The organism is Vibrio parahaemolyticus (genome assembly GCF_900460535.1).
Taxonomy (GTDB): Bacteria; Pseudomonadota; Gammaproteobacteria; order Enterobacterales; family Vibrionaceae; genus Vibrio; species Vibrio parahaemolyticus.
In genome coordinates this window covers 1,652,836-1,666,307 of the sequence record NZ_UHIL01000001.1, presented here as the reverse complement: position 1 = coordinate 1,666,307, position 13,472 = coordinate 1,652,836, and the positions used below count along the sequence as shown (strand labels likewise).

The 13,472-nt window shown below is 43.7% G+C and carries 6 protein-coding genes; 2 read left to right on the top strand and 4 right to left on the bottom strand.

The annotated features are described in order from the left end of the window. Positions 1–72: 72 nt before the first annotated feature. On the bottom strand, positions 73–591 hold the full coding sequence (locus DYB02_RS08230) for an Hcp family type VI secretion system effector (RefSeq protein ID WP_005480650.1): 519 nt from the start codon (positions 589–591) through the stop codon (positions 73–75). Between the two features lie 454 nt (positions 592–1,045). Here DYB02_RS08230 and tssH point away from each other — a divergent pair, with 454 nt between their 5' ends. Both tssH and DYB02_RS08220 read left to right on the top strand, forming a co-directional pair. After that, positions 1,046–3,718, top strand: coding sequence for a type VI secretion system ATPase TssH (gene tssH / locus DYB02_RS08225; RefSeq protein WP_029806646.1), 2,673 nt, complete (start codon positions 1,046–1,048; stop codon positions 3,716–3,718). Next, on the top strand, positions 3,705–5,336 hold the full coding sequence (locus tag DYB02_RS08220; RefSeq protein ID WP_017448478.1) for a sigma-54-dependent Fis family transcriptional regulator: 1,632 nt from the start codon (positions 3,705–3,707) through the stop codon (positions 5,334–5,336). The genes tssH and DYB02_RS08220 overlap by 14 nt, the downstream gene beginning before the upstream one ends. 81 nt (positions 5,337–5,417) lie before the next feature. On the opposite strand, the gene DYB02_RS08215 is transcribed toward DYB02_RS08220, so the two are convergent. The 3 genes from DYB02_RS08215 to DYB02_RS08205 form a co-directional block, all read right to left on the bottom strand. Then, positions 5,418–10,160 carry an OmpA family protein gene (locus DYB02_RS08215; protein WP_029862319.1) on the bottom strand — a complete coding sequence of 1,581 codons (4,743 nt, stop codon included), beginning with the start codon at positions 10,158–10,160 and terminating at the stop codon, positions 5,418–5,420. Continuing rightward, the gene (locus DYB02_RS08210) at positions 10,157–11,281 is read right to left on the bottom strand and encodes an SMP-30/gluconolactonase/LRE family protein (RefSeq protein ID WP_029805813.1); all 1,125 of its coding nucleotides are present in this window, start codon (positions 11,279–11,281) and stop codon (positions 10,157–10,159) included. The genes DYB02_RS08215 and DYB02_RS08210 overlap by 4 nt, the downstream gene beginning before the upstream one ends. Before the next feature lie 72 nt (positions 11,282–11,353). After that, positions 11,354–13,105, bottom strand: a complete 1,752-nt coding sequence (locus tag DYB02_RS08205) for a hypothetical protein (protein WP_029805811.1) — start codon at positions 13,103–13,105, stop codon at positions 11,354–11,356. Positions 13,106–13,472: the final 367 nt, after the last annotated feature.

Sequence of the window (13,472 nt, the reverse complement as noted above, 5' to 3'; positions counted from 1 at the left end):
ATCTTTTACCTGATACAAATAATCGAATTAGGGCCAACAATTGTTGGCCCTGAATCTTTACGCAAAAAGCAATTATGCTTCGCGTGGAGCACGCCAGTCGTCGTTACCAGCTGTACCACAGTTTTCGTGAGTTACTTCGATTGCACGGTAAGTAAACTTAAGAACTTCTTCTGTAACGCGATCAGCTGTTGCTGCATCTTGACAGTGGTTCATACGAGTTTGGATATCTACCAATAGCGCATCAATCAGCTTGATTGAGTAGTAGTGCTCTTGCTTGCCTTGAACTGAAGTACGGTAGAAACGAATCAAACACTCAGGAAGTTTTTCACCAGACACTAGTGCGTTAAATAGTAGTGGAGAAGAACGGTCTTGAACTTTAGTCACAACAAGTGGACGGTGTACACGTTGACCAGTAGGTTGACCACTTTGTGGATCACGTGGAACAGTTAGCACGTGATCAAGTTCTTGTACTAGGAACTCATCAACGTGAGCTTCTTGCCATGTGTTACCTACTGAATCTGCAGAGTATGTATCTTTAGTAATGTGACCTTGAGTTTCACCGTTGATAGACATATATGCTGGAGTTGGCATCGCTATTTCCTTTTCTAAAATCTGTTTTGTTTAAATCACCAAATCGCTTATCACCGCGACTACTTGGTATAATCAAACTCCGTGCCAACTTTTAAAATAAAGTAAAAACAACAAGTTACAAGAAAACTCCATTATGGATTAATTTGTTTCTTACAATTTATTGGATAAAAAACCAATAAATTGGAATCAGATAATAATAAATTGATTCAATTTTAAAAAGTTAAAATGACCATATATAAAGAACAAAATAAAGTTAATAACACTGGCATTTTAGTCGTATTAACCAATAATTAATTCACAATAGCAAAGCATAATTACTTGTAATAAATATTCCCACTAACATAGCCATTCAAATCACCAGAAAACGATAGTTAAAATATCTTGATAAAAAAATGGCGTAACCACTTTTAGTATAATAGCTCTCACCTCTTTTCCTCTAAAGAATAAAATGGCTATGATAAATATAAACCTTTCTTCATTAATTCAGCGTCTACACCCGATAGCTAAAGTAGCATTAGAAGATGCCGCAGCACTCGCAGTCTCGGAAAAAGCAAACGAAGTTCAAATTGAGCATTATTTACTGAGTCTATTAGAAAGGCCAAATAGTGATTTTGACGTCTTATTAAGTCATTTTGATTGTTCTGAGAACTTATTGAGACAATCGGTTCGATCCACACTCGATACCAACGCCAAAGGAAATGGCAGCAAACCTGTTTTTTCTGCTTTATTAATCGAATGGTTACAAGAAAGTTGGCTGGTTTCTTCTTTAGATCTATCCGAAACACAAATCCGCTCTGGCGCCCTACTCCTTACTCTTGTTAGCAACCCTCTGCGTTATGGTCAACATGGTTACGCGTCTATCCTTGAAGCAGTAAACCCTGATAGCCTTAAACGTAACTTTGCAGAACTAACAAGCCACTCTATTGAGGCGCAAGTCGCAACTTCAGAGAAAACTCAAGCACGCGAAGATGGTTCAGCACTGAGCAAGTTCACGACAGACTTCACTGGTAAAGCACGCAAAGGCGAAATCGATCCTGTTTTCTGCCGTGACCAAGAAATCCGCCAAATTGTAGACATTCTTGCTCGTCGCCGTAAAAACAACCCTATTGCCGTTGGTGAGCCGGGCGTTGGTAAAACCGCAGTAGTAGAAGGCTTGGCACTTAAGATTGTACAAGGTGACGTACCAGACAACCTTAAAGGTGTTGAGCTTTACGGCTTGGACATGGGTCTTCTGCAAGCTGGCGCAAGCGTAAAAGGCGAATTCGAAAAACGCCTAAATGCAGTATTGGATGAAGTGAAAAACTCGCCAACACCGATCATCTTGTTCATCGATGAAGCGCACACCCTTGTTGGCGGCGGCAACCAAGCGGGCGGTAGCGATGCTGCTAACTTATTAAAACCTGCCCTAGCACGTGGTGAAGTAAAGACAATCGCAGCAACAACATGGTCGGAATACAAAAAGTACTTTGAGAAAGATCCAGCTCTTGCGCGTCGTTTCCAACTGGTGAAACTCGACGAACCGTCTCCTGAGCAAGCAGCATTGATCATTCGTGGTCTGCGCCCGGCGTACGAGAAATCTCACAATGTTTACGTACGTGACGACGCTATCACCGCAGCGGCAGCGCTTTCTGCTCGATACATCTCTGGTCGCCAACTGCCAGACAAAGCTATCGATGTACTAGATACGGCATGTGCACGAGTGAACATCAGCCTTAATGCCATTCCTGCTTCTGTTGAGACTCTTCAGCAAGAACTTGCAGCTCAACAGCGCGAGCTTGAAGCGCTTGAGCGTGATGCTCTACAGCAAACTGGCGACAAGCACAGCCTTGCTAACATTCCAGACCTAAAATTGGCAATGGAAACGACAAAAGAAGAGCTAGCAGAACAAGAAGTGCAATGGCACAAAGAAAAAGAGCAGATCCAAGAGATGATTGCTCTACGCTCTCGCTTACATGAACTGGTCTTTGGCAAAGTAAATGAAGAAGAGCTTGTTGTAGACGAAGATTCAGAACAAGACGTTTCTCCATATACAGAAATGGATGAAGAAGCGGTCCGCATTGCGATTTCAGCATGCCAAGAACAGTTAGACGCAATCCGCAATGGCAACCCATTAGTTCACTTTGAAGTTGGGCCAGATGAAGTCAGCCACGTTATCTCAGACTGGACTGGCATTCCAATGGGTAAGATGCTTCAAGACGAAGCAGAAACCATGCTAAAACTGAAAGAAAGCCTAACACAAAGCATCAAAGGCCAAGAATACGCTATCGATGCACTGTCTGAAGGCATTCAAACCGCAAAAGCTGGCTTGGGTAATCCAGACGCACCGACAGGCGTATTCCTGCTAGTTGGTCCTAGTGGCGTGGGTAAAACCGAAACTGCTCGTGCGATCGCTGATCAAATGTTTGGTGGTGAGCGCTTTATGACGACCATTAACATGTCTGAGTTCCAAGAGAAGCACACGGTATCTCGCCTAATCGGTTCGCCTCCGGGTTACGTAGGTTACGGTGAAGGCGGCATGCTGACAGAGGCGGTACGTCAGCGTCCATATTCTGTTGTACTTCTCGATGAAGTAGAAAAAGCCGATCCAGAAGTGTTGAACCTGTTCTACCAAGTGTTCGACAAAGGTACGCTGAACGACGGTGAAGGTCGTACTATTGACTTCAAGAACACGCTGATCATCATGACCAGCAACCTTGCGACGCACGAAATTGAATCTCTGGTTCACCAGTCTAAAGACATTGATGCGAACATCATCGCAGAAGCCATCCGCCCTACTTTGAACCAACACTTCAAGCCGGCGCTGTTGGCACGTATGTCCGTACTTCCGTTTGTGCCTCTGTCTGACGAAGCAATGACAGAAATTATCCACCACAAACTAAACAAAGTTTCTCAGCGCCTACATAACCATCACAAGTTGTCTCTGAACTACGAAGAAAGCTTGGTCGAGTTCGTACTAGGTAACTGTCGCCTTGCTGAAACAGGCGCACGTAACATTGACGCGGTCATCAACCGTCAGTTACTGCCTCAGCTATCGACACAGCTATTGGTGCATGACAAGGATGATTCACATACGCAAATCACAGTTTCTGTCGATGAGCAAGGAACACTGACCTATGCGTTCAGCTAACCATAGCGAACTTAGCAACGCCCTACTTGCGATCAGCCAATCTTTGGCTGATCGCAGCCAGCTTACCCAAACATTGGATGCCGTGTTGACCGCTGCGAGACAAATGACCTTAGCAAAGCACGGCATCATTTATGTTTTGGACCAGACAGGACAGGCGTTGATTCCAAGTACCGCTCACCATAACGATAAAACGATTGTTTCCCACCCTTGGGAGGCATTGCAGATTGATTCCGCTAGTGAGAACGACCCATTTAACTTTGCCATTCGTAATGGTGAAGTGGTTTTGATTAACGAGCTATACAAATACAACGGCTACGACTGCGAAAGCATTTATCAAACAGAGCAGACATTGGGACTAAAAAGCGAGAACTTACTGGCTTGGCCTTTGATTGATAGCGAAAGCAAAACCATTGGGCTGTTAGTCTTACTCGATTTGAACGTCATCGATAACGAGGCAGCCTTGACTGAGTTTTGTCGTATGGCTGCGAGTAATATTCGCCAAGCCGTTTGGTTAGAGCAATATGGGCAAGTGATTAAAAGCCTCAGTGCCGATAATCAAGCCCTAGTGCGCGAGAACACTCAGCTCAAAAAACGTACTCAGAAAGCCTATCAAGGTCCTATTGCAGAGAGCGAAGAAATGCTCAATGTCTTGAATCGTCTTGATAAGGTGCTATCTCTTCCTGTAGACGTTCTGTTGCGTGGTGAAACGGGCGCTGGTAAAGAGGTGATCGCGAAATACATTCACGAAAACTCCAACCGTTCAGAACAGCCTTTGATCGTACAAAACTGTGCGGCAATTCCCGAACAGTTGTTAGAGTCTGAACTGTTTGGGCATAAGAAAGGTTCATTCACGGGCGCGGACAAAGACAAAGTCGGTTTGTTTGAAGCAGCCAACGGCGGCACGCTTTTCCTAGATGAAATTGGCGATATGCCAATGCTACTACAAGCGAAGTTACTGCGTGTACTGCAAGAGCGTAAAGTTCGCCCTATCGGTACCAGCAAAGAGATTGAAGTCGACGTTCGCGTTATCGCTGCAACCCACTGTAATCTTATGCAGCAAATCAAAGATGGCGGATTCCGTGCCGACTTGTTCTATCGCTTAAATGTCTTCCCTATTACATTGCCGCCCCTGAGAGCCCGTAAGTCGGACATTATTCCCCTTGCTGAACATTTCGTGCAACACACAACCAACACGCTAGGTTTGCCGCAAGCGCCAGGGTTAAGTGCCAATGTACGTAAACAGCTGCTTGCCTACCAATACCCAGGGAACGTGCGTGAGCTTAAGAACATCATCGAGCGCTCGGTGCTACTGTCCGATTTTGAAACCATTACTCACATTGAGTTTGGCGAACAAATCCCAGAAGATGTACCAACTGTCGAAGTGAAAGCAGCCTCACCTACTCCAGAACAACCTGCTTACGAGCAGCCAGCACAAGCGGATTTAGAAGACGCCTCAAAGAGCCTTAAGGATGTTGTCAGCCAATACGAGCGTACAGTGATCATCGATTGCTTAAATGCGTGTAATTGGCACACCAAGAAGGCCGCTGAGCAATTGGCGCTGCCAATGAGCACTCTCAACCATAAGATGAAGAAATACGACATTTCTGCGGCAGGTTGATGGGGCTTAAAAAGAAAATTCTAAATTCAGTATGAAGTCATAAGAAAAGAAAAACCGCCCGAAGGCGGTTTTTCTTTGCATCTAGGAAGGGTTATCAAGTGACTTTTCCAAGGGCTTGGGTGCTTGAGTTACCGCAGGTTGTTTCTCAATCCAATCTTTCAGCCATTTCTTGCGTTGAGATTCGTTATACTGCTTCCAAGTTTCAGCCGCAGACTTGTCTACGCCTTCCTCTGTCGACTCTTTCTCAATTAGCCAAGGCATATCACTAAAGAAATTACCTGCCAAAGCACTATCCGCATTTAAAGAAGGAATAGAAATTACAGCATCACGACCAATATCATAGTCATCAACTCCATTTAATCCGACTTGTTTTAGATGAGCAACCGAAAGCTCCAAGTTCGCTTTACCACCAATTACACCACCAAACGGTCTTAGGCCTTTTAACCTAACTCCCGTTGGTGCGACATATTCCAAGTTAAACCTCATGCAGTACATCGTATAGTTTTTGCTCTTAGATAGATCATTCTCTTTAGTGAGACTGCTTACCGCTTCACCTATAAACTCACTCATGGCATCAACTTGTTCTCGATGGTTTTCTGAAATAGATTCAGTAAACATCCATTCTTCGTTTTTATGGGCAAACTCACCAATATGATACATATCGGTGAAGTAAAGAGGACCTTTAACTGGCTTGCCATCATTTCCGTCGAGCGCCAGTTGAATACACATATTCACTGCTTCCCACGGCATACCCAAACGTTCATAAAGTGCTTTTTCATGACTTTCACCCGAAATCAGCACATAAATACTGGCAGGATCGTCTTTCTTTTTGTTTCCCCATGAGAAACCATCACGCCAGATATTATCAGCCGATTGGTACCATTTTCTTTCACTGAAAAAGTTCAAACCAGACGCTTTGGTGTCTATAGCCACCACTTGCTGTTTAATGCCATGAAGTATAGGGATGGTATTTTTGTCTCCCTCACTTGCCATTAAGGTAAAGCTCTCTACCATAAGGTCCTGTTCACGTAGACGCAGTTGCTGCTCTCCCAAATAGGTATCAAGTAAAACCAGTCTAGTTTCCGTACTTAAAGCGCCAATTTGCAACTCATCTTCAGCATCATCAAACTTCTGCCCCAGACTGTACTCTTGTGGTAAATAAAAACTATGTTGCCCTTGATTCGTTCTAATTCCCAAGCAGTAACGCATATTTTGGAAGCCTCCGCCTTTTACATAGCGTTTAAAGGAATCCGCTTCTGCAAAATAGTCACTTGGCTGACCCGATATCGCTGCTCCGGAAACTGCCATACTGAACATTGCATCAGAGAACATTAGCTTTGCTTTAGAGGTCATAGGTTTCATACCGTCGATCATCACATCACCAAAGCGGAATGATGGGATATGCTCAATAGCAATCAACGTAGCGCCGTCATCAATCCCCTGTTGCTTGTAAAAAGCACTTATTCGCCCATCAGGATCTGCTTTGAAGTCACTAACTTTCATTGGCAGCATCCAGTCACTGAAAGCTGGACCTTTAATATTTTCGAGCCCGTCGACGCGATCGTAGCCAATAGTAACTGGCTTCGCATACTTGTGTTCTTTTTTAAGTACCAACTGCACTTTCACTTTATCGTATGGACCCAGGCGACTGTTGCTAGATTGCTGAATCCAACTATCATATGACATCCATTCTGGTTCATCACTTTCAGTATAACGAGCTGACTGAACAAGTATTCGACAATAGCCGATTTCATCTTTCTTTAACTCACTTCCCTGCGGGTTGAATGACTCGGTAAAGTTATCAAACATCGTTTCATTTGGGTGTTCAAACAACATAGTTTGTATCGGGAAGATTTGATTAAATGCACCTGACGCTTTAAAGCTATCCCTGTTGTCGGTTATAGAGAGATGAGAAACGTTGCTTTTAGTTGTTATTGGAGCAGGCCAATGCTGCGCACCTTGTGGCATCATTGTCGACAATTCGGTGTAGTACTCGTTATCACAACGGTTCTTCCAGTTAGCCGCTAAGGTGTTTCCTTTGATCGTATGTACAGACCAATCATCGCTCAAAATGTAATTCTCAATATATTCCTTCACCTTGTAACGCTCAACCAAGAACCTAAACGAGATGTTAGAAATCCTTTTGGTTTGAGCTCCTAGGTCGGCGAGTAATAACACTAAGCCATTAATAGCAAGCGCTCGTAGTTGGTAGCGCTTTAACACCTCCTTACGAACTTCTTCGCTCTCAAGGTGAGTAATGAGTTCCTGATAAGACCTACATTCAATACCTACATCTACCTTACTGCGCCGCAAATCGTTAAGTAACTCGATATGTATTTTTGCCAGCCTTTCAAGCTCACTGACAACCTCATGGCTTTGCTTTAACTCTTCTAGGAAGGAGTCCAACATTAGACTATCAATCACTTTCACCGCAGATATTGCTGTCTTTGAACCCTCTATGGCAAGCATAAACCCTCTTGCCGCAGGAGCTATAGCAGGAATATAGGAAGCGACGTCAACGACACTGTCAAAAATCGCCATTCGCAGGGCGACTTCTGCTTTATCTTGCGCAACCATCTCAGCTTCTAGAGCAAGCCTAGAGCGTTCCATTGCATGCGAACCATAGCGACTAGGATGAAAGAATACGTTCAGAGACTGTAAGTAAATACGAATCACAACTCGACGGTTTTGTCTTAGATTAGGGTTGTTACGGTCGACTTTTTCACCTTGTTTGGGAACATAGACAGGTTTACTTTCACCAAAAGCGGCTACCGAAACACGACCTTCAAAAACAGGGAACTCCTTCATGAGCAGTTTTTTCGCATATTCTGCGCGCTCTGCCGAGACCTGCATGTTTGCTTTCTCGGTACCGACCTGGCAAGCATGCCCTTCAATCTCTACTCTAAGGTTTGGCTCATCCTCTAAAACGTTGGCAAGAGAAGCAGCAAGCTGTTTAAATATAGATGCATGATCCTTTAACTCTTTTTCACGCGAATTAAAGGCAAATTCTATTTTTATTCCTGCGCCTCTAGAGCTATTTACGAGAATGGCGTCAATCTGATTGCCAGATTGATCACGCGCATCTTTTAAAGCCTGTTCGAGTTTCTCTTCCTGAATATGGTTAGCTGTCTTCCAAACTGGAATTTGAGCAAGGTAGTCTTTTGTAACTTCTTCTGTTCCTTGCTCTGCTTTATCAACCTTTTTATTTTGATTAACCAGCTGTTTAGCTTTTTTATACAAACTAAGTGCTGTCAATCCCGTTCCGAAGCCATTAAAACCAACGGTTTTACCACCAGAAAGCCAAGCTTCCGCAACTCGCCCGGCAACCACACGTCGGTTACCCAGACTTGATTCTAAAGAAAGAGCTAGTGCGCTTGCCCGAGCTTCATTGGTGTTAAAAACCTTATCGTGAAATAACGCCTTCCAACCAATACCCGCGATAGCTGGAGTGTGGAGTTCCTGCAACTTATCAAGCGCTTCTTTCGTACTGTAAATACCGTAATACAATTCGCCCGCCGCTTTCATCGCAGGCGGCATCTCGGACTTAACTGCATCCCAATACAGTTTCGAGACGTTATTAAACACCGCTTGGCGGCCATCACGGTCTAAAGTGTCTTGCAAGCTACCGCTCAGCAGCCCTGCTCCTAGCTGAGCAGACACATCTCGGATATTCTTGAGTAACGCAATACTTCTTGAAGCTGGCGTATTGGCAGTTGCACCTTGTACATTACCGTGAAGGTAATGTTTCATATTTCCAAAGTACTGAGGGTATTGATAAATCAAGGATTCCTCAAGGGAGATCATATCGCCACTGACAATAGCAAATTTCCCTAATGGAGTGCTTGAAGAAAAGGTAATCTGTTCACGTAGCTCGTAAGTATAGACTGTATCTAAGCCTTCAGAAAATTGCTGAATATGAGCGTCTTTAATAAACTGTGGAACGCCACTTTTCATCTGGCTTGGAATAAATTCGACACGGATACTGTATAAGCCTTCTTTAAAATCAGCAGGATCAACGTGAAACATCGCGCATGGATATTGCTTAGCATTTTCTTCTGAATGCTCATCTTCAGGTAATGCCGCTTGTACTGAAGAACCTATCGTTTTGTATTCTCCACCTTCTTTGGTTGAGTCAAATTTTTGCAAAGTAACCGTCGCACTTTCATAACCTTGATCAGAAAAAACCACAGCGCAACTCGCCACAACAGGTAAAACGAAGCCTTTTAGTGTCTCTCCCGATTCACTTACATCTTCATACCACTTGTTATATTCTGCCTGTTCTTCGCTGAGTCCTCCGTTCGCAGCTGGTTCGTAAGGCTTAGCCAATTGTTCAATGCTGATCTCTGTCAAGGTCAGTTTTGCTTCGCTGTTTTCCAACTGGCTACTCAACTCTGCAACTTTTGTAGCTAACTCTTTGGGGTTTAACTCAGAAAGTGAAGCTATTAAAGGCAAGGGCGGAAAGCGGAAAGTGAAGGTTTGCTCACCCTCTTTGGGTAGGTCCCTACCTAAAGCATGAATTGTGTGCTCTGGTGTCAGGACCTCAAAAGCCCCATATTGATCGGGCTTTCCGTTACCCAGTGAACATAACTTAAATTTATGGTCGGTAGCCCAAAGCTTAGGGCTATCGCCATCGGTTACGTTAAGCATCGGCACTTTTGCTAAAGGGCGAAGATTAGTCACGTCTTTATTTGTAAGCAAGCTAGGCTCTTCGTGCCAAGTCGGGTAGACGTTTTTTCTACCTTCCTGAGTAGCAGGAAAATAAGCACCAAACAAATAGTAATTGGCACACAAAGGTATCGCGTTACAGGTATCATGAGTGCTCACAGTTCATCCCCTTTAACAAAATCACCATTGTTGGCAAAGGCATTGTAAAGAGAAGAATTACTGGCACTATGGCCCGTCCCTATTTGCTCCCATTTTAAATAAGAACCAAATTCTTTATTTTCTTTTAGTTTACTGAGGATGGCCCGTGCCGCTCCATCCCGAGCATAATTCGCATCTTTACTCAAAACCTCAAAATAGCGCAGTTTACCTACCGCTCGCGGTACGATTTCTTCGGATTGGAAGGTTCTACTTTGGGTATCAATAAGATAACGGTGCGTTCTGGTTTCGGCCCAAGAATAGCGCCCGGTTGGGCTAATTGATTTATTACGAAAACGGGCTTCATCTGCAGAACGTGAACTATCCGGCACTATCGAGTAAAGCTCCTTTCCCGTGCGCTCATCAAAGACACCAACCCCATATTCATCGACCATATAACGCTTGCCATCATAAATCACAGAATACTCGTTAAACTCTGTGTCTACTTGCTGTTTGTCGCCTGTCGCTAACGTGTACTTCCAGTCTTTAAACTTGTCTACGTAGTAAAGATAGCTGCTGTCTTCAGCCCATAGAAACTCTGGGTAGCCACGTGAACGACCTAGTTCAATATACTCACCCGTCTTAAGATCTTTAATTACTTTAAACATCCCTTCTGAGGCCGAATAGGCCAAAGCCAAGTAGCGATTATTTGGAGAGACACGCATTAGACGAACTTTGCCAACAAACTCATCTGCGACCAGACGTAAGTCCGTCCCATCCGTTTTGATACTCCACACTTTATCCCTTTGATCATAGTGGTCTTTTGCTTCATTTCGGGCGTTATCCCAACGAAACACTACACGTGGTAAATCATAAGAGCCTTCATTGGTGAGATCTTCACGTGGCCATTCTTTAGCTTTAAAAATAAAGTGTTTAGGTTTACCCGTCTCTTTGTCATAAATAACGTAATTGTTTTCTGTGATATAAACACGACCATCTTCCCACTGTTGAGCATTTTTTTCTGCGATTCGGTCTTGAACCGTCTGAGGTTTTGGCGCGTGTTGTTCTGGTTCCTTGGCCGATTCTTGATTACAGCCAGATAAGACCGCTAAAGTAATCAAGCATAATGTATGACGTAGATTCATCTTATATTCTCTTCGTTATCTTTCTCGATCGCGTTTAATAGTGTGACAACGCAACTCGAATAAGTTGTTTTGTTAACTTGGCTGATCTTTTTTCTTATAAGCCAGTAAATCCGCAATGGGTGTTTGAGCAAAAATGACCGTTTTATTATCTCTTCCGTGATGACTATTGCCCTGATAACCACGGAGAAGATCCACTTCTTTAACCTCTGCAGGCCAACCAGTAAAACGAATCAACCTAGAACCATTCTCTTTTTTTATACATTGGCGCAAGCACACTCGCTGCGACCAATCACCATCGCTTTGCCTTAACTCAAAGTAATCATCTGACTCGTCCAGCGTCGTATAGCCCGGATATTCGAAAACTATCTCGACAGATTTAAGTAAATACACGACCGCTACATTTTTATTTATCTGGCTTCGTAACATTGCGTATTTTTCAGGTTTTGAGGTCGCAGCACTTGGTAATACTGAGAGCAGACGAACAGAACCGTCTCCCATTTTAAAGCTTTTCTCACTGCTGTAATGGTTAAGATCAGTGACTTTTATGGCCTTGGTTCCGGGATCACTTTCTAGTTCAGATAGTTCACTCTCGCTCAATCGTTTACTGTTATAAGCCAAATATACTTCTTGAGGCTCACCTTTAATCTTGTAAGGAAGCCATATATGCGGGAGAGGGTAACCTTGCGCGCTCCGCCCCACTGGGCTAGAAGCATTAATAGGGCTCAAATTTGTTTCAATCTTTTCTTTGATTTGTGGCTCATAGCCGGTCATGACTATCTCAACTTCTTCCTCAACTAAGTTGAACACTCGAGCCTCTCCAGAGCCATTCAAAGAGCCTTCACTTACCACCTTGCCGTTCTGCACGATTTGGAAAGGCTCATAAGCGAAAACACCGCCTGTTTCAGGATTGGTCATATAGATATCTGCGTGCCTTTTGGGTCTAGAGCCTTCACGAACACTATTAATGTCCGTATCTGAAAAGTAACCATTTTCCGTAATTGCCACTTCGCGCCAAATTTTATTGTTCCAAACAACATACACGTAGCCTGACTTAAACACTTCTGCAGCTTCATCTGATTTATCGCTACCAGGGAAGTGCAGCGGAACCACAGGCACCAACACGTTATCCCACTCATCCATTTGAGTTTCTTTATCAACGGGTTGCAGGTCTTCGGCGAGTTTAAGCAAGATTGGCTGAGGTTGGTCGGAACAAGGGATTTTGATATAGAGCGTTTTGCCCTCAGCTTCGAGATCGTTAAATGTCGCGAGGCTGCGGTGTTTGTTTTCTGTATCAGCCTTGCCTACAGTAACTTTTTCTTTTTGAGCTTCGGTTTTTCCCAACATCAAACATGCCGCGTTGCTAGACCACTGCCCTGCAAACTCGACAACGATTTTTTGGTCTGGACTTGGCTCAGAAGGGACATGCGTGTAGCTACGAACCAAAGTCACGTCGTCCTTTACCTGCTTATAACCCGCTTTATAAACTTTGCTCTCACCAGTCGATGAGACCGATTCAAGCTGTGCTTTTAGTCTTGGGAAACTTTGTAATTGGGTATCTGTTAACGGCGTTCTACGAGAGAAAGAAGACAACGCAACCCAGTTTCCATTTCCTAGCTCGTTTCGAATAGCCATTAGCAACCCGGCGCTAGACTTCTTGGCAGAGATTGAGATCTTCTGAGCAAGCTCTTTAGGAAGGTTTCTGAGAATTTCTTCTGAATTTCGCACACGCGAAAGCTGCCCTATACACTCATCAGGTGTAAGGACGTAGGATAGCTCGTTGGAGGAAAGCTTCGAGCTAGGTATAAATTTGCAAACTAAATGCATTTGAATTCTCCACAACCAACATCGTAAATATGGTTGCGGTGACGTTTAAGCTGATAAGGCTTACAAGTACGATTTGGTGTGCTAATGCTACTAATTTAATTCATAACATTCAATCACATAGAAAACTTTCAGAAAACCGAAACGCCCGAAAAACAATAAAACCACAGGTTGTTTGGTTGTTTTAACTATCAATTCAAACTTATTACCCTTCAATCCAACTCAAAAGGTAGGCTTTAAGCAAAAACAGTTTTTTACTTTTGGGCAGAAGTTAACAAATTCAATTTAAGCACTGATAGCCGCAGGTTGAGGTTCTGGAGGGATACGCCTTCCTCAGTAGCAATAAATAGCCTATCGCGACTGAGGAAGT